Source organism: Pseudoxanthomonas sp. (assembly GCF_002863005.1).
In the GTDB taxonomy this organism is placed as follows: Bacteria; Pseudomonadota; Gammaproteobacteria; order Xanthomonadales; family Xanthomonadaceae; genus Pseudoxanthomonas_A.
This window is the reverse complement of the sequence record NZ_PKDG01000018.1, coordinates 16,256-39,546: the sequence shown is the minus strand read 5'-3', so window position 1 is coordinate 39,546 and position 23,291 is coordinate 16,256. Positions and strand designations below refer to the sequence as shown.

At 68.8% G+C, this 23,291-nt stretch carries 23 protein-coding genes; 13 read left to right on the top strand and 10 right to left on the bottom strand.

Translation table 11 applies throughout. The annotated features are described in order from the left end of the window. Positions 1 to 23 precede the first annotated feature (23 nt). Positions 24 to 515, bottom strand: a complete 492-nt coding sequence (locus tag CYU89_RS07905) for a DUF2938 domain-containing protein (RefSeq protein ID WP_296280032.1) — start codon at positions 513 to 515, stop codon at positions 24 to 26. Positions 516 to 606: 91 nt separating this feature from the next. On the opposite strand from CYU89_RS07905, the gene CYU89_RS07900 reads away from it, so the two are divergent. The 3 genes from CYU89_RS07900 to CYU89_RS07890 all read left to right on the top strand — a co-directional run bounded on the left by CYU89_RS07900 (position 607) and on the right by CYU89_RS07890 (position 2,786). Next, the gene (locus CYU89_RS07900) at positions 607 to 1,020 is read left to right on the top strand and encodes a helix-turn-helix domain-containing protein (RefSeq protein ID WP_343125247.1); all 414 of its coding nucleotides are present in this window, start codon (positions 607 to 609) and stop codon (positions 1,018 to 1,020) included. A 91-nt stretch (positions 1,021 to 1,111) separates the two neighbouring features. Next, complete coding sequence (locus CYU89_RS07895; protein ID WP_296280028.1) at positions 1,112 to 2,257, top strand: glycosyltransferase family 1 protein; 1,146 nt, start codon at positions 1,112 to 1,114, stop codon at positions 2,255 to 2,257. Beyond that, complete coding sequence (locus CYU89_RS07890; RefSeq protein ID WP_296280024.1) at positions 2,235 to 2,786, top strand: phosphatase PAP2 family protein; 552 nt, start codon at positions 2,235 to 2,237, stop codon at positions 2,784 to 2,786. The genes CYU89_RS07895 and CYU89_RS07890 overlap by 23 nt, the downstream gene beginning before the upstream one ends. A gap of 131 nt (positions 2,787 to 2,917) precedes the next feature. On the opposite strand, the gene CYU89_RS07885 is transcribed toward CYU89_RS07890, so the two are convergent. The 6 genes from CYU89_RS07885 to creB all read right to left on the bottom strand — a co-directional run bounded on the left by CYU89_RS07885 (position 2,918) and on the right by creB (position 8,699). After that, positions 2,918 to 3,799 (bottom strand): carbon-nitrogen hydrolase family protein, encoded by an 882-nt coding sequence (locus CYU89_RS07885; protein WP_296280023.1) that lies wholly within the window; start codon positions 3,797 to 3,799, stop codon positions 2,918 to 2,920. After that, on the bottom strand, positions 3,796 to 4,401 hold the full coding sequence (locus CYU89_RS07880; RefSeq protein WP_296280020.1) for a GNAT family N-acetyltransferase: 606 nt from the start codon (positions 4,399 to 4,401) through the stop codon (positions 3,796 to 3,798). Before CYU89_RS07880 ends, CYU89_RS07885 begins: the two co-directional genes overlap by 4 nt. A gap of 54 nt (positions 4,402 to 4,455) precedes the next feature. After that, entirely contained in the window at positions 4,456 to 4,881 is a 426-nt protein-coding gene (locus CYU89_RS07875) for a hypothetical protein (RefSeq protein ID WP_296280019.1), read from the bottom strand. Positions 4,882 to 4,888: 7 nt separating this feature from the next. Then, positions 4,889 to 6,259, bottom strand: a complete 1,371-nt coding sequence (gene creD, locus CYU89_RS07870) for a cell envelope integrity protein CreD (RefSeq protein ID WP_296280018.1) — start codon at positions 6,257 to 6,259, stop codon at positions 4,889 to 4,891. A 282-nt stretch (positions 6,260 to 6,541) separates the two neighbouring features. Further along, entirely contained in the window at positions 6,542 to 7,987 is a 1,446-nt protein-coding gene (creC, locus tag CYU89_RS07865) for a two-component system sensor histidine kinase CreC (RefSeq protein WP_296280016.1), read from the bottom strand. A 1-nt stretch (position 7,988) separates the two neighbouring features. Beyond that, positions 7,989 to 8,699: a two-component system response regulator CreB gene (gene creB / locus CYU89_RS07860; protein WP_296280014.1), complete on the bottom strand. Its 711-nt coding sequence runs from the start codon at positions 8,697 to 8,699 to the stop codon at positions 7,989 to 7,991. On the opposite strand from creB, the gene rlmJ reads away from it, so the two are divergent. The 5 genes from rlmJ (at position 8,698) to mfd (ending at position 15,222) form a co-directional block, all read left to right on the top strand. Next, the gene (rlmJ, locus tag CYU89_RS07855; RefSeq protein WP_296280012.1) at positions 8,698 to 9,555 is read left to right on the top strand and encodes a 23S rRNA (adenine(2030)-N(6))-methyltransferase RlmJ; all 858 of its coding nucleotides are present in this window, start codon (positions 8,698 to 8,700) and stop codon (positions 9,553 to 9,555) included. The genes creB and rlmJ overlap by 2 nt on opposite strands. Before the next feature lie 57 nt (positions 9,556 to 9,612). After that, the gene (locus CYU89_RS07850) at positions 9,613 to 10,563 is read left to right on the top strand and encodes a DUF808 domain-containing protein (protein WP_296280010.1); all 951 of its coding nucleotides are present in this window, start codon (positions 9,613 to 9,615) and stop codon (positions 10,561 to 10,563) included. 55 nt (positions 10,564 to 10,618) lie between these two features. Then, the gene (locus CYU89_RS07845) at positions 10,619 to 11,167 is read left to right on the top strand and encodes a GNAT family N-acetyltransferase (RefSeq protein WP_296280008.1); all 549 of its coding nucleotides are present in this window, start codon (positions 10,619 to 10,621) and stop codon (positions 11,165 to 11,167) included. A gap of 57 nt (positions 11,168 to 11,224) precedes the next feature. Continuing rightward, the gene (locus CYU89_RS07840) at positions 11,225 to 11,527 is read left to right on the top strand and encodes a DUF4242 domain-containing protein (RefSeq protein ID WP_296280006.1); all 303 of its coding nucleotides are present in this window, start codon (positions 11,225 to 11,227) and stop codon (positions 11,525 to 11,527) included. Between the two features lie 107 nt (positions 11,528 to 11,634). Further along, on the top strand, positions 11,635 to 15,222 hold the full coding sequence (gene mfd / locus CYU89_RS07835) for a transcription-repair coupling factor (protein ID WP_296280004.1): 3,588 nt from the start codon (positions 11,635 to 11,637) through the stop codon (positions 15,220 to 15,222). A 116-nt stretch (positions 15,223 to 15,338) separates the two neighbouring features. Here mfd and CYU89_RS07830 read toward each other — a convergent pair whose 3' ends face one another. Further along, positions 15,339 to 16,889, bottom strand: a complete 1,551-nt coding sequence (locus CYU89_RS07830; protein ID WP_296280002.1) for a phospholipase D family protein — start codon at positions 16,887 to 16,889, stop codon at positions 15,339 to 15,341. 49 nt (positions 16,890 to 16,938) lie between these two features. Here CYU89_RS07830 and CYU89_RS07825 point away from each other — a divergent pair, with 49 nt between their 5' ends. From CYU89_RS07825 to CYU89_RS07805, 5 genes are all read left to right on the top strand, one after another. Continuing rightward, positions 16,939 to 17,550 (top strand): histidine phosphatase family protein, encoded by a 612-nt coding sequence (locus CYU89_RS07825; RefSeq protein WP_296280001.1) that lies wholly within the window; start codon positions 16,939 to 16,941, stop codon positions 17,548 to 17,550. After that, positions 17,547 to 18,212, top strand: a complete 666-nt coding sequence (gene nfi, locus CYU89_RS07820) for a deoxyribonuclease V (RefSeq protein ID WP_296280000.1) — start codon at positions 17,547 to 17,549, stop codon at positions 18,210 to 18,212. Before CYU89_RS07825 ends, nfi begins: the two co-directional genes overlap by 4 nt. Positions 18,213 to 18,300: 88 nt before the next feature. Continuing rightward, positions 18,301 to 19,164: a pirin family protein gene (locus CYU89_RS07815; protein ID WP_296279999.1), complete on the top strand. Its 864-nt coding sequence runs from the start codon at positions 18,301 to 18,303 to the stop codon at positions 19,162 to 19,164. 154 nt (positions 19,165 to 19,318) lie between these two features. After that, the gene (aqpZ, locus tag CYU89_RS07810) at positions 19,319 to 20,041 is read left to right on the top strand and encodes an aquaporin Z (RefSeq protein ID WP_296279998.1); all 723 of its coding nucleotides are present in this window, start codon (positions 19,319 to 19,321) and stop codon (positions 20,039 to 20,041) included. A 245-nt stretch (positions 20,042 to 20,286) separates the two neighbouring features. After that, a complete protein-coding gene (locus tag CYU89_RS07805) occupies positions 20,287 to 20,748 on the top strand; it encodes a hypothetical protein (protein WP_296279997.1) in 462 nt (153 codons plus the stop codon). A 39-nt stretch (positions 20,749 to 20,787) separates the two neighbouring features. On the opposite strand, the gene CYU89_RS07800 is transcribed toward CYU89_RS07805, so the two are convergent. Further along, complete coding sequence (locus CYU89_RS07800; protein ID WP_296279996.1) at positions 20,788 to 21,648, bottom strand: pirin family protein; 861 nt, start codon at positions 21,646 to 21,648, stop codon at positions 20,788 to 20,790. Positions 21,649 to 21,825: 177 nt separating this feature from the next. Further along, positions 21,826 to 23,187, bottom strand: a complete 1,362-nt coding sequence (locus CYU89_RS07795; RefSeq protein WP_296279995.1) for an NAD-dependent succinate-semialdehyde dehydrogenase — start codon at positions 23,185 to 23,187, stop codon at positions 21,826 to 21,828. Positions 23,188 to 23,291 lie beyond the last annotated feature (104 nt).

The window sequence follows — 23,291 nt, the reverse complement described above, 5'->3', positions numbered from 1 at the left end:
AGGACTCCTGGAGTAGTCAAGGATCAAGGGAAGAACAACGGACGCACGAGCACGGCCGAGACATACAGTCCCGCGCCGAACACGAGGTGGTTCAGCAGGCTGTGCAAGCGCGCCCTGCCTGGCCGGGCCGTACGGGATGCCGCCACGCCCGCGCCCATGCCCGGCTGCATCAGCAGGAAGGGCGCAGCGACGGTGCCGACACCCAGCAGCAATGCCGGTATCGGCGTCGGATCTTGCAACCACGCATAGCCCCGGCACATCGGCAGCAACGCAGCGAAGGCGATCCCGGTCAGGTAGTGCGCGCACCAGCCCAGCAGGCGCTCGCCGCGGATGGGTGCGCTGCGCGCGATGGCCTGATGATGGAACCGCCCATCCGCCATATGGCCGAGCCAGCGCCCGACGAGCGCGTAGTCGGTACGCGGCACGTCGAATACGCGCCCGCGCACCATGCCCCAGGCATCCATTGCCATCGTGGCACCGATGCCGATGAGCAGTGTGCAGACCAGAAGTTCCATGGCGATCTCCGTGAACGGTAGCCAGCGCAGGCTTGTCCTGCAGGGCCGGTGAGCGCACGATGCCACTTCAAGTCGACTTCAAGTCAAGGGGATCCGGATGGATATCGGCGAGGTCGCGAAGCGGTCCGGCGTCCCCGCGTCGGCATTGCGCTACTACGAACAGAAAGGGCTGATCGCCTCGAACGGACGGCAGGGCCTGCGCCGCACGTTCGACCCAGGCGTACTGGAACGCCTGGCGCTGATCGCGCTGGGGCAGACCGCAGGCTTCACGCTGCACGAGATCGCCGCCATGTTCGGTCCCGACGGACGACCCGACATCGACCGGCGCAGCCTGCTGGCGAAAGCGCGCGAGATCGATTCCATGATCCACCGCCTCGCTGCGCTGCGCCGTGGCCTGCGGCATGCCGCGGCCTGCCCTGCCCCCGACCACATGGCATGCCCCACGTTCCGGCGCCTCTTGAAGGAGGCCGCCGCCAACGGCCGGCCTGCACGCGCCCCACGCTGATGTCGCGGCGGTCGCCGTCATCGGCCGGTCACGCGTTCGACACACCGGCTACATCTTCCGCGTCCAGCATGCGCAAAACGTGGAGTCGCGCATGCGCTTTGCCATCGTCACCGAGACGTATCCGCCGGAAGTGAACGGCGTGGCCCTGACCGTGCAGGGCCTGGAGGCCGGCCTTCGCCAGCGCGGTCGCGCGGTCTCGCTGGTCCGCCCGCGCCAACCCGGCGACCTGCCGTATGTCGACGACACCCTGCTGGTGCGCGGCGCCAGCCTGCCGCGTTATCCGGGACTGAAGTTCGGCCTGCCCGCCACTGGCCGCCTGCTGTCGCAGTGGAAGGACGACCCGCCGGATGCGATCTACGTGGCTACGGAAGGTCCGCTGGGATGGTCGGCGTTGCGTGCCGCGCGGCGGCTCGGCATCCCGGTGGCGACCGGCTTCCACACCCGTTTCGACGAATACATGCGCGACTACGGCGTGCGCTTCCTGCAGCACACCGCCCTGCGATGGATGCGCCGCTTCCACAACGGCGCCGACGCGACGCTGGTGCCCACGCGCGAGTTGGCGGACTTCCTGCAGGCGGAGGGGTTCGACCGCGTGGTACGGCTGGCGCGCGCGGTCGATGCGCGTCACTTCAGCCCGTCCAGGCGCGACGACGCGCTGCGCGCCGCGTGGGGCCTGGGGCCGGACGACCTGGCGGTCATCTATGTCGGCCGCATCGCGGCAGAAAAGAACCTGGACCTGTCGATACGCGCGTTCCGCGCGATCCAGCAGCGGCAACCGACGGCGAAGTTCGTGTGGGTCGGCGACGGTCCGCTGCGCGAGCGACTGGCGCAGGAGCATCCCGACTTCGTGTTCTGCGGCGTGCAGCGCGGGGAAGCGCTGGCTCGGCACTTCGCCAGCGGTGACCTGTTCCTGTTCTCCAGCCACAGCGAAACCTTCGGCAACGTCACGCTGGAGGCGATGGCCAGCGGCGTGCCGACCGTGGCGTTCAACTACGGCGCTGCCCGCGAACACCTGATCGACGGCGTGCACGGCGCGGCGGTGGAGAACGACGAGGATTTCCTGGCCGCCGCACTGCGCCTGGGTGCGGATGCACCGATGCGTCGCGCGCAGGGCAGTTCCGCCAGCAGCGCGATGCGCGGCCTGCATCCGGACCAGGTGGCGGCGGATTTCGATGCATTGCTGACCGGTCTCGCCCTGACACGGAGGAACATCCATGCGTCCGCTGCTGCCGCGTAATGCCTTCCTGGGCCGGGACGCCGGCTGGTGCCTGCGCGCCAACCGGTGGGGTGAATGGGCCGGCGTACGCCGGTTCTTCGCTGTCGTGAGCCGCCTGGGCGACGGCGTGTTCTGGTATGTGCTGATGGCGGCGCTGATCGTCGCCGACGGCATGGACGGCCTGGCGGCCTCTGCCCACCTCGCGGGCACCGGCGTCATCGCACTGACGCTGTACAAGGCATTGAAGCGCTGGACGCGCCGGCCGCGCCCGTTCGCATACGACGTGCGCATCCGCGCGTGGATCGCGCCGCTGGACGAGTTCAGCTTCCCGTCCGGCCACACGCTGCATGCCGTCGCATTCACCCTTGTTGCACTCGCGCACTACCCGGGCCTGGCGCCGTTGCTGATCCCGTTCGCCGCCTGCGTGGCCGCGTCGCGCGTGGTGTTGGGACTGCATTATCCGAGCGACGTGCTGGCCGCCACGGCCATCGGAACACTGCTGGCAGGACTGTCGATCTGGATCGTGCCTGGCGTCAGCTTGCTGGGCTAGGGGGACTATCGCTGCGGGTTGAGTCGGCAGTCACGCCAGGCATCGCGAGCACGACCATCTGTTGCAGGAGCGCCCTCGGGCGCGATGCTGTTCGTTGGATGTGCGGAAAAGCATCGCGCCCGAGGGCGCTCCTACAACGACTGGAGTTTGGCGCGCACGAGTGCCGGCCGCAGCTGACCCGCCCAGTCACGATCATTCGCCACCTGCGCGTCCGCACGGCTGCGGTCCAGGGCGTCGAGATCCAGGTCCGCGATCGCCCAGGCCTGGGCGCCGGCGGTCTTCGCCACCACGCCATCGGCAGGCAGGCCGCGATCCATCGGGGCATAGATAGCCGCCTCGCCGGTGTTGATGTCCAGCGCGGGGCTCCAGGGCGCCTCCCCGGCCGTCACCGCCTGCGCGACGAACATACGGTTCTCCAGCGCGCGCGCCAGGCAACCGACCCGCACACGCGTGGCCCCGGCGTCGGTATCCGTGCAACTCGGAACCAGCAGCAGTCGTGCGCCCGCCTCGGCCTGCGCACGCACCGGCAGCGGGAACTCGCTGTCGTAGCAGACGGACACCCCGCACCGCACGCCATCAAGGTCGAATACCGTCAGCGCGTCGCCACCTTCGATGACGCCGAGCGCCTTCTCGAATCCGGTCAACTGCAGCTTGTCCTGCCAGGCATGCCCGCCACGCGGCGTGAAGACATCGCTGCGGTTGCGGTAGCGTCCCCCATCGCGCGCGAGCAGGAAGCTGCCGGCCACGATGCACAGATCCATCTCCCGGGCCAACCGTGCATACAGCGCGAGCCAGCGATCCCGGTACTGCTGTATCGCCGCGAGCGAAGCCAGCAGGTCGGCCTGCACTGCGGCATCGAAGGTCGCCGCCAGTTCCAGCGAAAGATATTCCGGCAGCACGGCCACGCGCGCACCCTGCGCCGCCGCTTCGCCGATCACGCGTGCCTGGCGTTCGGCGAAGGCATCGAAATCGGCGGGCGCCCCGATCGCGTACTTGGCGACGGCCACCTTCATCGTGATGGCTCCAGTCCGCGCAGCCAGAACGTCAGTGCGTGGTCGACCTCACCGCGGCCGATCTCGTTCCATGCCAGCCGCATCGTCATGCCCGGTTGTCGCGCATAGCCCCGCTTGTCCCAGAACGCTTCGTTCGTGCGGTGCGCCAACGGCCTGCGCGGATCGCCGGCGTCGCGGTCCACCGCGCAGAAGGCCGTCCAGCCGAAGCGCCCGAGGGCGCGCGCATGCGCCTCGCGGTGATCGAAGAACGCATGGCCGATGCCGTGGCCCCGCCAGGCAGGCAACAGCACCGACTCGCCGAAGTAGAAAACCTGCTCGGGATCCATGCCCGCGGCAAGGAACGGCTGCTGGAAGGCGTCGGTGTCGTCCGCCAGGGGCAGGCCCGTGGATGCGCCGACGACGTCCCCGCCCTGCATGGCCAGCACGAAGATGCTTTCGGCAGACGCGGCATAAGCGGCCAGGTAGTCGCGCTCGTAACCGGGATCGCCTTCGTAGAGGTAAGGCCAGTCACGGAACACCGCGACGCGCAGGCGCGCGACATCGTCGAGCCAGGGCGTGATTTCCGGGCCACGGAAGAGGCCGATGGTGGGCGCTGAATCCATCCCTGGACTCTAGCGCACGCCATCGGCCGCGGCGAGATCGTGACGCAGCAGGCACTAGGGAAGGACGGCACGCCACCCCGCCCGGTCGAGTCCGCGATCGTCCCAGACGTAGACGACGGATGCCGCGGCGGGCAGCAGGCAGAGGCCCGCGCGGCCGTCCATGCTGCAGGTCCGGAAGCGCGATGCCGGACCGGTCCCTTCCTGCTTCCACGCGGCGTACGTCAAGGGTCGCGCGCGACGCCCCAGGCCCTCCCTGGCCCGGCACGCGTCCTGCAGGTACTGCGCCGCGCGCGATGCCAGCGACCGCAACGTGGTCGACGACAACCGGAACACGAGGCTGCCCTGGCGACGATGCGACAGCGGCAGCAACAGTGCGGCCAGCCGTCGATCGTCCGCGCCGTCGAGCAGCACCGCGTCGGTACCGATCTTGACCGGCAGCACGCGGCACGCACGACGATGGAGGCTGTCGACATCGAGCATGGCCGCCTCAGCGCAGTTCCGCGCCCAGCGCGTACCAGTCCACCTTGCGGGTGACCCACATGATCGCCGCGAGGATGCCGAACAGCAGCAGAGAGCCCATCAGCAAGGCATTGTCTTCCGACACCAGCAGGCCGTAGAGCACCCCGTACAGCGAGGTCAGCATCGCGGCGAACCCGGCCGCCCGCGCTCCGCTCTGCAGCACGCCCGACAGGTAGACGAACTGCAACCCGATGCAGGCGGCCGCGGAAACAAGGTAGGCCTTCCAGAATGCGATGTGCTCGGACAGGCTGAGCAGCAGCAGGAAGAAGATCGCCAGTGCCAGGCCCACCAGCAGGTATTGCAGCGGATGGATGGGCAAGCGCTTGATCAGTTCGAACAGCGCGAACCCCACGAACGTCAGCACCACGAACAGGATGCCGTACTTGCTGGCGCGGTCGGCCTGCGTGTAGACGTCGATCGGGTCCACCAGGCTGACCTGTAGCGCGTCCACGCCGCCGTTCAACGGCGCAGCCAGCACGCGGCCGTCGACGATGCGGTCGGTCTGCGACGCGCCACCGTCCTCGCCCCGCAGCTGCTTCTGCGCGTTGCTGGCGAGCGAGGAAATCTTCCACGTGGCATTGAAACCGGAACCGCTGACGTCGCTGCTCGGCGAATAGCCTTCGAACTTAGGATGCGGCCAGCTGGACTTGATCCGGATGTCATTGCTGTCGCCCAGCGGGACGACGGACAACGATTCGGTACCCTTGAGGAGCAGCTTCATCTTCACCTGCTGGCCCGCCACCCGACCCGCCGCGATGGCAGGAAGTTCGGCATGGATGCCGTCCAGGCGCGCGCCCAGGTAGCCGGTACCGGACTTCAGCGGGAGCGTCGCGCCATCGATCTTCAGTTCGGGCGTGCCGGCGACACCGCGCACGTCGGCAATGCCGAACACGATGTACGGCGTGCCGTACTGGCGCTCAGCGCCGGTGGCCGACGGCCCCGGCAGTGCGGACTCGAAGGTGGCATCGAGGTCAGCATGCCATTCATACACGCGTACCTTGTACAGGCCCACGGCGCGTTCGGCGGGCGCCAGATGGCCCGCGACGTTCAAGGTCTTCGGCATCTGCAACAAGTGGCCGGCAGTCTTCTCGTCGCGGTAACGCTTCGAGCCCTTGTCGTCCTGCCACTCGACGCGACGGACCTCGGTCCACGGGACGACGCGGATCGGCCCGGTCACGCGCTGTTTGCCAGCCGTGCCTTCGATGACCCGCTCCACGGCCTGATGCCGGTAGGCCTCGCGCTCCTGGATGGTGCCGCGGATCATCATCAGCGGAATGAGCAGCAGCAGGACCAGCCCGCCGATGGTGAGGAAACGCAACAGCAACTTCAGTGACTTCATGTCGATGCCCCGGTTGGATACGCGGTGCATCGTCCGCCGGTGATGTGCAACCGGCAGGAGGCGTGTTTGAAGGCTGTGTGAAGTGCGGGGTTCCCTCTCACCGTTAACGGGGAGAGGGCGCCGAAGGCGGGTGAGGGGCGAGCGGAGACCGTCGACGATGGCGCTTGACGACATGGTCAGCAGGCGCGGCGTTATCGGCGAGAGACGCGAAGCCTGATGGGGAAACGCCCCTCATCCACCCTTCGGGCACCTTCTCCCCCGCACGCGGGGAGAAGGCATCCCTCAAGGCTGCAGCGCAGGCAGCGACAACACCGCCTCCGCGCCACCGTCGGGCCGGTTCTCCAGCGTGACTTCGCCCCCGTGCAGGCGCATCACTTCGCGCACGAAGGGCAGGCCCAGGCCGGAACTGCGTTGCCCGCCCTCCGGCCGTGGCAACGAATAGAAACGCTCGAACACGCGCTCCCGCGCGTAGTCCGGCACACCCGGGCCCTGGTCGCGCACGATGAAGCGCACCAGTCCGTCCACGGCATCGACGACCAGCTCCACCGTGCCGCCGGGCGGCGAGAAGGCGATCGCGTTGTCCAGCAGGTTGCCCAGCGCGCGCCGCAGGAGGAAGGCATCGCCTTCGACGGCCCACGCGCCGGCCTGGGGCACCCGCACGACGTCGACGCCTTGCGGGGTCAGCTTCGCACCGACTCCCTGCACCACATCATCGGCGAGGGTGGCGGTATCGATGCGTTCACGGCGCTGCAGCCACCCGTGCTGCTCCACTTCCGCCAATGCGAGCAGCTTGTCGATGGTCTCGGTGAGCCGCTGCTCCTGGGTCTGGATGTTGCGCGCGAAGCGTTGCCGATCGGCTTCCGGCAACGGTTCCTGCAGGAGTTCGGCCGCGCCGCGGATCGCCGCGAGCGGACTTTTCATTTCATGGGTCAGCGACTGCACATACTGCTCGACGTAGGCCTTGCCCTGCAGCTTGCGGCGCATGGTCTCCAGCGCGCGGCCGAGGTCGCCGATCTCGTCGGTGCGCGGGCGCGGCGGCGGCACGGGCTCGCCGGCGCTGACCGCCTGCGCGTAACGGTTCAGGCTGCCGATGCCGCGCATCAGCCACCACGTCATCACCACGCCGATCAGGGCGGAGATGCCGATCAGCCACGCGCCCCGCAACAGGATGCTGCGCTGGCTGGCGACGATGAAGGGCTCGATGCTGCGGTTCGGCTGCGACAGCGTCAGTACGCCGATCAGCGTCGAGCGCTCGGCCGGATCGAAGATCGGCGCGGCCACGTGCATGACGGTGTTCGTCTTGTCGCCCGGCACTTCCGCGCTGGAGCGGGCGCCGTATTCGCCACGCAGGGTGCGATAGACGTCGTTCCAGCGCGAGTTGTCGCGGCCCACGTCGCGCCCCTGCGAATCGAACACCACCGTGCCGCGGGCGTCGGTGACCGTGACGCGGTAGTCCACCGTCCGCTTCTGGAAGCGCCACACCCACGCTTTCGGGTCGCGCTTCTGCGCCAGTGCCACGTGGCGAGCGAACGCGCCATCGGCGATGCGCCCGGCCTTGAGATCGTCGGCGGCCACTTCCGCCAGCAGGTTCGCGGCATCGACCAGGGTGGATTCCATCGCCTGGCGCACGCCGGGCTTCACCTCGTTGACGAACACGCGCATCACGAAGAAGGCGGCGATGCCGACGATGAGGAAGAAGCCGAGGACCAGCTTCAGCCCGAGGCGCATCTCAGGCCTCGATGGCGTAGCCCAGCCCGCGGTGCGTGCGGATCGGGTCGGGGTCGGCGCCGGCCGCGCGCAGCTTGGCGCGCAGCGTCTTGACGTGGGTGTCGACGGTACGGTCGGTGCTGTCGGCATCGCTGTCCCAGCCGCGATCCATCAGCTGGGACCGGCTGAGGATGGCGCCGGGGCGTTGCAGCAACGCGTCCAGCAGGGCGTACTCATAGCGGGTCAGGTCGAGCGGTTGCTGGCGGTAGCGGATCCGGTGGCCTTCGCGGTCGATCGCGAAGTCACCGCGCGCGACCCAGTCGCCCGCAACTGTCGGCGCGGTACCGCCGCTGCGACGCAGGCGGGCACGCACGCGCGCCACCAGTTCGCGTGGCGAGAACGGCTTGGTGACATAGTCGTCGGCACCCAGCTCCAGGCCCAGCACGCGGTCGATCTCGTCGTTGCGCGCGGTCAGGAAGATCACCGGCACCTCGGTGAAGCCGCGCAGCGCGCGACAGACGTCGAAGCCGCTGGCGTCGGGCAGGCCCACGTCCAGCACCACCACGTCGATGCCGCCGGCGCGGACGCGCGGCACGACATCGCGGGCCAGCAGGCAGTGGTCGGCGTCGATGCCTTCGCTGCGCAGGGCATACAGCAGGGCGTCGGCGATGGCGGCTTCGTCTTCGGCAATCAGTACGCGGGGCATGGCGCAAGCATATATGCTGCGCGCCATGAATTACCGCCATGCGTTCCACGCCGGCAACCACGCCGACGTCCTCAAGCACATCGTGCTGCTGGCCCTGGTCGATGCGCTGAAGCGCAAGGACGCGCCGTTCTTCGTGCTGGACACGCATGCCGGACGCGGCCGCTACCTGCTGGGTAGCGCGGAAAGCCGCAAGACGTCCGAGGCCGACGACGGCGTCTTCAAGCTGATGGGCGCCGCCCGCCTGCCCGACCCCGCCGAGCGCTACCTGCGCGCCGTGGTCGCCAACAATCCCGTCGGCGCGCTGATCACCTATCCGGGTTCGCCCCTGCTGGTCGCGCAGGCGCTGCGTGCGCAGGACCGGCTGGCGGCGTGCGAGCTGCAGCCCGACGAGGCGAAGGCGTTGCGCGAGGTCTTCGATGGCGACGAGCGCGTGGCCGTCCATGCCCGCGACGGCTATGCGGCGATGAAGGCCCTGCTGCCGCCGCGTCTCGGCACGCAACGCTTCGCGCGCGGACTGGTACTGATCGATCCGCCGTACGAAGTGCAGGATGCGGAGTACCCGCAGATCATCGCCTCGCTGCGCGATGCCCTGGAGCGCTGGCCGGCCGCCACGTATGCGGTCTGGTATCCCGTCAAGCAGCGGCGCAGCCTGCTGCCGTTCTTCCGCAAGGCCGCCGCGCTGCCCTCGAAGGGCGCCTTCGTCGCGGAACTGCTGGTCCGCCCGGACGACTCCCCGCTGCGCCTCAATGGCAGCGGGATGCTGGTGGTGAACCCGCCGTGGCAACTCGACGCCGCACTGGCGCCGGTGCTGCCGGTACTGGCCGCCACCCTCGGCGAAGCCGGTGCGAGCCATCGGCTGGAGTGGGTGAAGGCCGCGACCTGATCCATCGGGGCGCTGTGCGAGAATCGCCGCTCCCTTTCCCAAGACGACACCTCATCCATGGCCGGATCCAGCCTGTTCGCCCTGATCGACGACATCGCCACCCTGCTGGACGACGTGTCGGTGATGACCAAGGTGGCCGCCAAGAAGACGGCGGGCGTGCTGGGCGACGACCTGGCGCTCAATGCGCAACAGGTCACCGGCGTGAAGGCCGACCGCGAATTGCCGGTGGTATGGGCCGTGGCGAAAGGCTCGGTGGTCAACAAGGCGATCCTGGTGCCGGCGGCGCTCGCGATCAGCGCCCTGGAAACCTGGCTGCACGGGCGAGGTTACGACATCCCGCTGGTGACGCCGCTGATGATGACCGGCGGTGCCTTCCTCTGCTTCGAGGGCGTGGAGAAGCTGGCCCACAAGTTCCTGCACAAGGAAGACGACACCCAGCGCCACGCCGAGCGCGTGGCCGCGATCCAGGACGCGAACGTCGACATGGTCGCGTTCGAGAAGGACAAGGTCCGCGGCGCCATCCGCACCGACTTCATCCTGTCCGCCGAAATCATCGTCATCTCGCTGGGCACGCTCGCGGGCCGCACCTTCATGGAGCAGGTGCTGACGCTGGTGGCGATCTCCGCCATCATGACCGTCGGCGTGTACGGCCTGGTCGGCGGCATCGTGAAACTGGACGATGCCGGCCTGGCGCTGACCGCCGATGCGCGCGCTACCGGCTGGGCGCGCTTCAAGCGTGCCTTCGGCCGCGGCATCCTCTACAGCGCGCCGTACCTGATGAAGTTCCTGTCTATCGCCGGCACCGCCGCCATGTTCCTGGTCGGCGGCGGCATCCTCGTCCACAGCGTCCCGGCGCTGCACCACGTCATCCCGCCGTATGCGGAAGGCAAGCTCGGCTGGCTGTGGGACAGCCTGTTCAATGCGGGCATCGGCGTGCTTACCGGCGCGGTGATCGTGGCCGTCGTCACGGGGATCTCGCGCCTGCGCGGCAAACGCCACGGCGCCTGAACCGGCGGGCCGGCGACCCTCGCCCCGGTTCCGGATTTCATGCGAGCATCACGCCATGACTGCGCCGAAACGCCTTCCGCCCTGGCATGAACACTTCCGCCTGCCCAGCGGGCGCGAGCTGCTGATCCGCCCGATCCGGCCGGAGGATGCCGGGCCCATCCAGGGCGCCTTCGGCCTGCTGGGGCCCGAAGAGATCCGCCACCGGTTCATGTATGCGCTGAAGGAGCTCACGCCGGAAATGGCGCAGCGCCTGACCCATCCGGACCCCAACACCGAGTTCGCCCTGGTCGCCGCCGAGGCGCTTCCGCCGGGCGAGGCCCTCGTGGGCGCGGTGGCGCGCGCCGCCATGGTGCCGCGGACACGCGAGGCCGAATTCGCCATCCTGGTCAGCCACTTCATCGCCGGCCAGGGCCTGGGCCGCCACCTGATGCGCAAGCTGGCCAAGTGGGCGCGCTCGAAGAAGCTCGACCGCCTGTATGGCGACGTGCTCGATACCAACCAGCCCATGCTGACGCTGGCGCTGTCGCTGGGTTTCAAGCGTGTCCGCGAAAACGACGGCTCCGGACTGGTCCGCGTGGTGCTCGACCTGAACGAAGATCCCTGACCGCGCCGACCGGCGGTCGGCCCGTGCGGGCCGTGGACAGCGTGTCATGCGTACAGGGTGACCCCGCCACCCGCCCTCGAGGCGACCGTGCCACGCTATCTGATCGAACGCGACATCCAGGGCGCCGGCCTGATGACGCCCGTCGAGCTGAAGTCCGTCTCCCAGGCCTCGTGCCGCGTGCTCCACGACCTCGGCCCGCAGGTCCAGTGGGAGCACAGCTACGTCACCGATGACCGCCTCTACTGCGTCTACCGCGCATCGAGCGAAGACCTTGTGCTCGAACATGCGCGGCGCGGCGGCTTTCCCGTCGACCGCATTTCCGTGGTTGCCCACGTGATCGATCCACTCACCGCGGAATGATCCGTTCCCGGGCGTGACAGGCCCCGGCAAGCCCGCTTGGTAAACTCCGCGTTCCTTCGCGCTGGCCATCCATGGTGTCCGGCGCTGCCGTTGTTTTTGCAGACCCCATGACCGACGCCCCGAAAACCTTCCCTCTCCCACCGCCGCTGCCCCGTGGCGGCCAGTCGCGCGCTTGGTGGCGTGCCCCGGCATCGCCGACCGCACTCGCCTGGTCGATCGCGTCCGCCGCGCACGCGCATGACGGGCCGCTGCTGGTCGTCGCTCGCGACAACCACGATGCGCACCAGCTCGAAGCGGACCTGCATACGCTGCTGGGGCACGACCCAGCGATACCGGTGGTGCCGTTCCCCGATTGGGAAACCCTGCCGTACGACCAGTTCAGCCCGCATCCGGACATCGTGTCGCAACGCCTGTCCGCCCTGCATCGCCTGCCCACGCTGGCGCGCGGCATCGTGATCGTGCCGGTGCAGACGCTGATGCAGCGGCTGTCGCCGTTGCGCCACATCGTCGGCGGCAGCTTCGACTACCGCGTCGGCCAGCGGCTCGACTTCGACGCCGAGAAGCGCCGGCTGGAAGCGGCCAGCTACCGCCACGTGCCGCAGGTGCTCGACCCGGGCGACTTCGCCGTGCGAGGCGGGTTGCTCGATGTCTACCCGATGGGTGCGGACGCGCCGCTGCGCATCGAGCTGCTCGACGACACCATCGATTCGATCCGCCACTTCGACCCGGAAAGCCAGCGCTCGCTCGACAAGACCGATGCCGTGCAGCTGCTCCCCGGCCGCGAAGTGCCGCTGGACGAACGCTCCGTCGAACGCGCGATGACGCTGCTGCGCGACCGCTTCGACGTCGACACGCGGCGCAGCGCGCTGTACCAGGACCTGAAGTCCGGCCTGGCGCCGGCCGGCGTGGAGTACTACCTGCCGCTGTTCTTCGACCAGACGTCGACCCTGTTCGACTACCTGCAGGAGAACGCGCTGCCGCTGCTCACCGACGGCTTCGGCGAGGCGGCCGAAGCGTTCTGGGCCCAGACGCGCAACCGCTACGAGCAGCGTCGCCACGACATCGAACGTCCGCTGCTGCCGCCGGACGAGCTGTATCTATCGCCCGACGGACTGCGCGAGCACCTCAACCGGCGCGCCCGCATCGAGGTCTGCGGCACGCAGCACAGCCGGCATGCCGATGCGCTGCCGCTGGGCGAACACCCGTTGCCACCGCTGCCTGTCGCCGCCAAGGACGCGCCCGCCGGCGACGCATTGAAGTCGTTCCTCGGCCACTACCCGGGACGCGTGCTGATCGCCGCCGATTCGCCCGGTCGCCGCGAGGCCTTGCTGGAAGTGCTGCAGGCGGCGGAACTGAAGCCGGAGGTGGTTGCCGACTTCAGCGCATTTCTTCCTTCTCCCGCCGGGAGAAGGTGGCGCGCAGCGCCGGATGAGGGTGCGGCGAAGACCTCGGCAGCCGAACCATCGCGTACGCCCCGCACCCTCACCCCAACCCCTCTCCCGGAGGGAGAGGGGCTTCCACGCTTCACCATCGCCGTTGCGCCGCTCGCCGACGGCTTCGCACTGGACGACCCACGCATCGCGGTGCTGACCGAACGGCAGCTGTTCCCGGAACGCGCCACGCAGGCGCACCGGCGCAAGCGCACCGGGCGTGAGCCGGAAGCGATCATCCGCGACCTCGGTGAACTGACCGAAGGCGCGCCGATCGTCCACGAGGATCATGGCGTCGGCCGTTATCGCGGCCTGATCGCGATGGACGTCGGCGGCATGCCGGGCGAGTTCCTGGAGATCGAATACGCGAAGGGCGATCGCCTGTACGTGCCGGTCGCACAGTTGCACCTGATCAGCCGTTACTCGGGTGCGTCGGTGGAAACGGCCCCGTTGCATTCGCTCGGTGGTGAAGCCTGGGCGAAGGCCAAGAAGAAAGCGGCGGAGAAAGTCCGCGATGTCGCCGCCGAACTGCTGGAGATCCAGGCGCGCCGCCAGGCCCGCGCCGGCCTGGCCCTGCACCTGGACCGCGCGATGTACGAACCGTTCGCCGCCGGTTTCCCGTTCGAAGAGACCCCCGACCAGCACCACGCGATCGAATCGGTGATCCGCGACCTGGCCAGCAGCCAGCCGATGGACCGGGTGGTCTGCGGCGACGTCGGCTTCGGCAAGACCGAAGTCGCGGTGCGTGCCGCGTTCGCCGCCGCCAGCGCGGGCAAGCAGGTAGCGGTGCTGGTGCCGACCACGCTGCTCGCCGAACAGCACTACCGCAACTTCCGCGACCGTTTCGCCGACTGGCCGCTGAAGGTGGAAGTGCTTTCGCGCTTCAAGACGGCCAAGGAGATCAAGGCGGAACTGGAAAAGCTGGCCGACGGCAGGCTGGATGTCATCGTCGGCACGCACCGGCTGCTCCAGCCCGACGTGAAATTCAAGGATCTCGGCCTGGTGATCGTCGACGAGGAGCAGCGCTTCGGCGTGCGCCAGAAGGAGGCGCTGAAGGCGCTGCGCGCCAACGTGCACCTGCTGACGCTGACCGCCACGCCGATCCCGCGCACGCTCAACATGGCCATGGCAGGCCTGCGCGACCTGTCCATCATCGCCACGCCGCCGGCCAACCGCATGGCCGTGCAGACGTTCGTCACCCCCTGGGACGCGGCGTTGCTGAAGGAGGCGTTCCAGCGCGAGCTGTCGCGCGGTGGCCAGGTGTACTTCCTGCACAACGACGTCGAGAGCATCGGCCGCATGCAGCGCGAGCTGCAGGAACTGGTGCCCGAATCGCGCATCGGCGTGGCGCACGGGCAGATGCCCGAGCGCGAGCTGGAACAGGTGATGCTGGATTTCCAGAAGCAACGTTTCAACGTGCTGCTGTGCACGACGATCATCGAGTCCGGCATCGACATCCCCAACGCCAACACCATCATCATGAACCGCGCCGACAAGTTCGGCCTGGCGCAGCTGCACCAGCTGCGTGGCCGCGTCGGCCGTTCGCATCACCGCAGCTACGCGTACCTGGTGGTGCCGGACAAGCGCAGCATCACCGCCGATGCGCAGCGCCGCCTGGAAGCGATCGCGTCGATGGACGAACTGGGCGCCGGCTTCACCCTCGCGACGCACGACCTGGAAATCCGCGGCGCCGGTGAACTGCTCGGCGAGGACCAGAGCGGCCAGATGGCGGAGGTCGGCTTCAGCCTCTACACCGAGCTGCTGGAACGCGCGGTGCGCTCCATCAAGGCCGGCCACCTGCCCGACGTCGACCTGGGCCAGGAGCGTCGCGGCGCGGAGGTCGAACTGAACGTGCCCGCGTTGATCCCGGACGACTACCTGCCGGACGTGCATACGCGCCTGACGCTGTACAAGCGCATCAGCAGCGCGCGCGACAAGGAGGAGTTGCGCGACCTGCAGGTGGAGATGATCGATCGCTTCGGCCTGCTGCCGGACCCGGCCAAGTACCTGTTCGCCACCGCCGAGCTGAAGCTGGCGGCGAACGCGATGGGTATCCGCAAGCTGGAACTGGGCGAGCACGGCGGGCGCATCGTGTTCGAGGCCAAGCCGAAGATCGACCCGATGGCGGTGATCCAGCTGATCCAGAAGCAGCCCAAGCTCTACGCCATGGACGGGCCGGACAAGCTGCGCATCAAGGTGCCGATGCCGGATGCCCCGGACCGGTTCAATGCGGCGAAGGGCCTGCTGACCACGCTCGCGACCTGACCATCGCGTGCGCCACGCGCACGATGCGCGGTTCGGCTCAGGGAGTTCCGTGGGCCGCCGTGCGCGTGGCGCACGACACGGGATCCGGCATCAGGCGGTCGTGCGCGCGGCGCACGCTACAGCTGGGATTCGACGGGCAGCCAGCCGATGGCGTGTGCGGTCCACCGTCGCCAGACGCTGGCCTCGGGCTCCCGGTCCCAGATGCGCGGCGGCTGCTGAGAGGCGTCCTCCCAGCGCAGTGCACCGTCGTGCACCTGCACGCGATAACTCATGTCGGGGGCGATCTTCGTCTCATAGCTGCGCACGAGCGCGGTGGCCGCGTTGCGGTCGCGGAACAGCACGCCCATCTCGGTGTTGAGGTTCACCGAGCGCGGATCGAGGTTGAACGAACCGATGAATCCTCCCTCCCCGTCCACCGCGAACGCCTTGGTGTGCAGGCTGGCGCCGCTGGAGCCGAACAGGCTGCTGTCCTGGTGGCCGTGCGGCATCAGTTCGAACAGCGTCACGCCCCCTTCCAGCAGCGGAATACGGTACGGCGCGTACCCGCCATGCACCGCCATCACGTCGTTCGCGGCCAGCGAGTTGGTCAGGACGCTGACGTCCACGCCCTCGGCGCGCTTGCCCACCAGCCAGCGCGTGCCTTCCTCGCCCGGCACGAAATAGGGCGAGATCACCCGCAGTTCGCGCCGGGCTTCGTTCATCGCCCGGCCCAGCCGGTGCACGAGCCACGACCCCTGCCCCTCGCCCTGTCCCTTGGACGCCGGATCCGAGTACACGCCCACCTGGTCGAGCCAGTGCAGCGTGTTGCCGCCCACCAGCGCCCGCATGCCGGGCGTGCTGCGCAGTCGCGCGACATAGTCCGTCGCCTGTGGCGACCGGTAACCGGCATCGCCGTTCTCGCGCAGGCGATCCAGCGCGCCGTCCTCGGCCCGGGTAAGGGCGGAGAGCGGGATGACCGACGCGCTGTTCCAGAAATCATCGAAGATGGCGGAGGTCTGCTTCACTGCCGGGCCCAGCAGGACGGCATCGAGGTCGAGGAAGTTGGTCTGCGCAGCCGCGTCGAAGTACTCGTCGCCCACGTTGCGTCCGCCCACCACCGCAACGCGGCCGTCGGCGATCCACGCCTTGTTGTGCATGCGGCGGTTCATCGCCATCGGCCGCAGCAGCATCTCGGTCGCACGGCCCAGCACGCCCGCACGGCTGCGCGAGGGATTGAACAGGCGCACTTCGATGTTCGCGTGCGCGTCCAATGCGGCCAGGTGAGAGTCCTTGCCGTGCGCCGTCATGTCGTCCAGCAACAGGCGCACGCGCACGCCGCGGTCGGCGGCGCGCAGCACCTCGTACCCCAGCAGGTTGCCGGTGAAGTCGTGGTTCCAGATGTAGTACTGCAGGTCCAGGCTGCGGCCGGCGGCACGTGCCGTGGCCGCGCGCACGGTGAAGGCATCCAGGTTGTCCGACAGTAGCGCCATGCCGCTCTGGAGGCCACGCGCGCGAAGCATCGGCGCGATCGCGCGGTCGAGCGCAGTGGCATCGGCCGCCGTCGGCAATGCGTGCGATGCCGGCCCGCGCGCGCCTTCGGCGAACCGCCCATAGCTGTACAGCGCCACCGCGGACGCCGCCAGCAGCAGGACGATGGCGATGGCCAGCCGACGCAGCCACTTGCGCATGGTCTCCCCCTCTTCACGGACACGGCCCTATCGTAGCGGCAGCGTCGTGATGGCGCCGCTTGCGCCGGCCGATCCGCCGCTGCACGCTCGCCACCTGCCTTCACCGAGGATCGCCATGCGCCTGCCGCAACGGTTACGCACTCCCCTCCTGGTCCTGCTGGCGTCGTTGGCCGCCGGCTGCGTGACCCGCGCTCCCCGCGACATGGCCGCACCGCTGACGTTCGTGGTGGTCCGACATGCCGAGAAGGCGACGGACGATCCCGAGGACCCGAGCCTCTCCGCCGCCGGCCGGATCCGTGCCGATGCACTGGCCAGTCGCCTGAGCGACGAGCCGCTGGTCGCCGTGTACGCCACCGAGTTCCGCCGCACCCGGCAGACGGCACAGCCCACCGCCACGGCGCACCGGCTGCCGGTCGCGGCGTATTACGCGCGCGGTCCGGCGACAGAGATCGCCGGGCAGTGGCGGCAGGCGCACCGTGCCGGCACGGTGCTCGTGGTCGGCCACAGCAACACGGTGCCGGACCTGGTCGCCGCGCTCTGCGCGTGTGCGACCGCACCGATGGACGATGGCGAATACGACCGCGTGTCCATCGTGCGCATCGGCGCCGACGGCATCGCGACCCTGGACGTGCAGCGTTACGGGACCGCGCCGCCACGATGAACCCCGTATTCGGCGACTGGGACGGCAGCGTCGCGGATGCGCGGCGTGTGCAGGCGCAACTGGCGGCGGATGTCGTGCTGCACGACGACGTGCCGGAGGTCCCGCGGTGGCTCGGCGGCTTCGATGTCGGATTCGAGGACGACGGCGCCACGACCCGCGCCGCCGCCGTGCTGCTGGACGCCGGCACGCTGCAGCCCACCGCCATGGAGGTGGTCCGCCTTCCCACGTCGATGCCCTACGTGCCGGGCCTGCTGAGTTTCCGCGAGCTGCCGGCGCTGGTCGCGGCTCTTGGCCGGCTGCCGCACGTGCCGGACCTCGCCTTCGTCGATGGCCAGGGCATCGCGCATCCGCGTCGCCTGGGCATCGCCGCGCATTTTGGCGTGGTCACCGGCCTGCCTGCCGTCGGCGTCGCCAAGAACGTCCTCTGCGGTCAACACGAAGCACCGGGCGCCCTTGCCGGCGAACGCACGCCACTGCTCCATCGCGGCGACCACATCGGCTGGGTCCTTCGCAGCAAGCCGCGCTGCAACCCGCTGATCGTCTCGCCGGGGCATCGCGTCTCGATGCAGGGCGCGCTGGACTGGGTGCTGCGTACGCTCCGCGGCTACCGCTTGCCGGAACCGACGCGGCTGGCGGACCGGCTGGCGTCGCGGCGCGGCTGATCCGGCGCGCAACGATCCGTTTCCGTGCTGTTGCAGGCATGGCCGAGGCGCCGTGCGATGCTTCGTCCCTCTCCCGGAGGACCTGCCCATGACCACGATCATCGCGCCCCGCGTGCACGACCTCGGCGACGGTTTCAACGTCCGGCGCGCCGTGCCCAGCCTCCAGGCCCGCAGCGTGGGCCCGTTCGTCTTCGTCGACCACATGGGGCCGGCGGTGTTCGAGCCCGGCCGCGGCATCGACGTGAGGCCTCACCCCCACATCGGCCTGGCCACGGTGACCTACCTCTGGTCCGGCGCGATCCACCACCGCGACACGCTGGGGTCCGAGCAGGTGATCACGCCCGGCGACGTCAACTGGATGACCGCCGGCCGCGGCATCGCCCACTCTGAACGTACGCCGGGAGACGTGCGTGCCGGACGCCATGACGTGCACGGCATGCAGACCTGGGTGGCGCTGCCGACGTCGGCGGAAGAAGTCGCACCCGAATTCCACCACCATACGGCGGCGACCCTGCCGTCGATCGAGCGAGGCGGTGCCCGGCTGCGCGTCATCGCCGGTCGCGCGTATGGCGAAGAGTCGCCGGTGAAGGTGTTCAGCGGTACCTTCAACGTCGCCGTGGACCTGCAGCCGGATGCCGAGCTGGACATCGACGGCGGGCATGTGGAGCGCGCGCTCTACGTACTCGAAGGCCAGGCGCAGGTGGACGGTGCGGACATCCCGGAGAAGCACCTGGTGGTGTTCGATCGCGGCAGCCGGGCCGTGCTGCGCGCCAGGACACCCGTGAAGGCCATGTTGCTGGGCGGCGAGCCGCTGGATGCACCGCGCCACCTGTGGTGGAACTTCGTGTCGAGTTCCAGGGAGCGCATCGAACAGGCCAAGCAGGACTGGCTGGAAGGCCGCTTCGGCCACGTCCCCGGCGAAACCGAATTCATCCCGCTGCCCGAAAGATGATCGCCGGCCTCGCCGCCAGAATGTGACACGAACTTCATTGAAGTTTTGAATGCCTGCGGCGTAACGCAAAGCAAACACGTTCGGCGAGGGGCTTCCGCTATCGTGCGCGCACCGTCATGTGACGGGGCGCACGATCACAGTGAGGGGAGCTGACATGAGTATGGCGAAGAGGCTCGCGGCAGAGTTCCTGGGCACGTTCTGGCTTGTGTTGGGCGGCTGCGGCAGCGCAGTGCTGGCGGCCAACTTCGGCGGCGATGGCAATCCCCTGGGCATCGGACTGCTGGGCGTGTCGCTCGCGTTCGGCCTGACGGTCCTCACCGGGGCCTACGCGTTCGGCCATATCTCGGGTGGCCATTTCAATCCGGCGGTCAGTATCGGCCTCTGGGCCGGCGGACGCTTCCCGGCGCGCGACCTGCTGCCCTACATCGTCGCCCAGGTGGTGGGCGGTCTCGCGGCGGGCTTCATCCTATGGCAGATCGCCTCGGGCAACCCCGCTTTCGCAGTGGATCCGAATGCGGCTGGCGCCTTCGCCAGCAACGGCTACGGCGCCATGTCGCCCGGGGGGTATTCGGTAGCGGCCGGCTTCCTGACGGAAGTCGTGCTGACTGCGTTCTTCCTGGTCGTCATCATGGGTTCCACCCACGGCCGCGCGCCGGTGGGTTTCGCGCCGATCGCCATCGGCCTGGCCCTGACCCTGATCCACCTGATCAGCATTCCGGTGACCAATACCTCGGTGAATCCGGCGCGGTCGACCGCCGTCGCGCTGTTCGCAGGGCCGGCTGCCGTGGGCCAGCTGTGGCTGTTCTGGCTGGCGCCGATCCTCGGCGGGCTGATCGGCGGAATGCTCTACGGTTGGTTGGGTCGCGACCGCGACTGATTCTTGCGCGCCGTGCCCGGTAGCTGCCGGGCACGGCGACGGCATGGCGGTGACCGGGGTCGCCGTTCCCGCGCCCTCGCGTTGTTTTGCGACGCAGCATGGGCTATGGTCGGGTCGACTGCCGGGGGAAAGCGGCAGCCGCCAACGTGGCATGCCAGGGGATGACGGAGGGCCGTGACGGCCCGCCACGGTGCGCGGACATTCGTACCGCCGTAGTCCGGGGTGTCGCACCCCAGGGGATTTGCATGAAGACCATGATCGCTGCCTTCCTTTTCCTGTTTTCCGCCGCTGCGTGGGCGCAGACAGCGCCGCCGTGCCCCACCCTGCCCGCGAACGCGGGCCTGGAATGGCAACAACGCGTGGATGCCACCTTCATCGCCTGCAAGGCGGTCGCCGCCGACGGGCGCGAGGTGCTGAACGTCATGCTCACCTCGCGCGATCCGCGGATCCGCCTGGAACGGCGACTGCGTGAGGAGGAAAGCGCGTTCTCCGGCGAGGAGATCTTCTGGTACCGACCCGATCTGGCCGGCCAGGAAACCTCGCCCGCGATGGCCTCGCGCCGCATCACCGTCGTCGAGCTGGACAACGACCGCTACGCGCAGGTCTGGATCAACGCCAACTCGCCCGAAGAGCTCGGCAGCCTGATTTCGCTGGCGCAGCAACTGGACGTGCGCGCCACCAGCGCGCAGCTGTCCGCCGGCAACTGATGGTCGCGGGGCGGGCCGTCGTCCCGCCCCCTGCAGGGTTCAGAAGCGGCCTTCCTGGAAATCCACGAACGCCTGCATCAGTTCCTGCCGCGTGTTCATGACGAACGGGCCGTGGCGCATCACCGGCTCGCGCAACGGACGCCCCGCCACCAGGATCAACCGCGCCGGCTGGTTGCCCGCACGCACCTGCAGCGTATCGCCACCGCCCAGCACCCCCATTTCATGGGTGTCCAGCGCACGCGCTTCTTCGCCCTCGCCCACCGTCACCGCGCCCTCGAACACGTAGGCGAACGCGTTGTGGCCGACGGGCAGCTTGTAGTCCCAGGCACGTCCCGGCTGCAGTGCGATGTCGAGGTACACCGGGTCGGTGGCCGGCTGGGAGATCGGACCCCGCGTGTCGCCGACACTGCCGGCGATCACCTTCACCTCGATGCCGTTGGCCGGATGCGCGACCGGAATCTTCTCCGGCGCGAACTCCTGGTACTTCGGCGCCGTCATCTTCTCGTGCGCCGGCAGGTTCACCCACAGCTGGAAGCCGCGCATGCGGCCGGATTCCTGCTCGGGCATCTCCGAATGCACCAGGCCGCGACCGGCCGTCATCCACTGCACGGCACCGGGCGTCAGCAGGCCTTCGTTGCCGTGGTTGTCGCGATGGCGCATGCGGCCGTCGAGCATGTAGGTGACGGTCTCGAAGCCGCGGTGCGGATGCTCCGGGAAGCCGGCAAGGTAGTCCTCGGCCTTGTCGGTGCCGAACTCGTCCAGCAACAGGAAGGGGTCGAGATCCGGCAGGTCGGGCCCGCCGATCACGCGCGTCAGCTTGACGCCAGCGCCATCGGACGTGGGGCGGCCGCGGATCGTGCGGATCACGCGGGCGGGCGTGGTATCGGTCAGGGTGCTCATGGCGCCTCCAATTCAACTGCCGACAAGATGGCACCGGCATGTCGGCTTAGGAACGGCGCCTGCCGTAACCATCCGTTCCACCCATGGACACCGTAGGGCGGAGCCTGCTCCGCTGCCCTTCCGTCTGGCCCATCATCAAAGAGCCGAGCATGCCCGGCTCTTTGATGCCATCCCAGGTCAGGCGATATAGACCGACTTGATGTTCATGAACTCGTGGATGCCGTGCTCGGCCAGTTCGCGACCGAAGCCGGACCGCTTCGTGCCGCCGAACGGCAGGCGCACGTCGCTGCGCACGATCGCGTTGACGAAGGCCGCACCGACCTGCAACTCGCGCGCGATGCGGTTGCCGCGCTCGACGTCCTTCGTCCACACGCTGCCGCCCAGTCCGAACGTGGTGTCGTTGGCCACGCGCACGGCCTCGGCATCGTCCTTCACCCGCAGGATGCTGGCGACGGGGCCGAACAGTTCCTCGTCATAGGCCGGCATGCCCGGCGCGACCGCATCCAGGATCGACGCCGGATAACCGGCATGCGACGCATCGGGTTCCGCGCCCAGCAGCACCTTGGCCCCTTTGGAAACGCTGGACTGCACCTGCTTGTGCAGCTCGTCGCGCAGGTCCTGGCGCGCCATGGGAGCGAGCGTGGTCGCCTCGTCCTGCGGATCGCCGAGCTGCAGCTTTGCCGCCGCTTCCACGAACCGCTTCACGAACGCATCGGCGATGGCGTCCTGCACGATGAACCGCTTCGCAGCGATGCAGGTCTGCCCGGCGTTGCCGAAGCGCGATGCCACGGCGCCGGCGACGGTCTTGTCGAGGTCGGCATCGTCGAGCACGATGAAGGCGTCGCTGCCGCCCAGCTCCATGACGCTCTTCTTGAGCTGGCTGCCGGCGTTGGCGGCGACGGAACGGCCGGCACGTTCGCTGCCGGTCAGGGTCACCGCCGCCACCCGTGCATCACGGATGACCTCGGCCGCCTGATCGTTGTCGATATGCAGCACGCCGAACACACCTTCCGGCAGACCCGCCGCAGCCACCACCTCCCCGATCACGTCGGCGCAACGCGGCACGTTGCTCGCATGCTTCAGCACGGCGACGTTGCCCGCCATGAAGGCCGGCGCCAGGAACCGGAACACCTGCCAGAGGGGGAAGTTCCACGGCATCACGGCCAGCACGCAGCCGATCGGCTCATAGCGCACGTAGCTGCGCTGGCCATCGGTGGCGACCGGCTGGTCCTGCAGGTAATCGGCGGCGTGGTCGGCGTAGTAGTCGCAGGCGCCTGCGCACTTGTCCACCTCGGCCAGGGCCTCCTTGCGCAACTTGCCCATCTCGGCGGTGATCGTGCGCTGGATATCCTCGCGACGCCGGCGCAACTCGGCGCCTATCGCCCGCAACACCTTGCCGCGTTCGGCCAACGACAGCGCGGACCACGCGGGAAATGCCTTCACGGACGCCGCCAGTACAGCGTCGACCTGCGCGGGTGTCATCAGTTCGTGGCGATACTCGACCTTGCCGGTCGCGGGATTGGTGGTTTCGATGGTCATGGAGATTCTCTTGCCCGGCCCGGATTTTCGGACGGCATGTGTTAGCGGATCGTCGTTGCCTTGCAGGAGCGCCCGGGGGGGGGCTCCTGCGGGTAGGCTTGGAT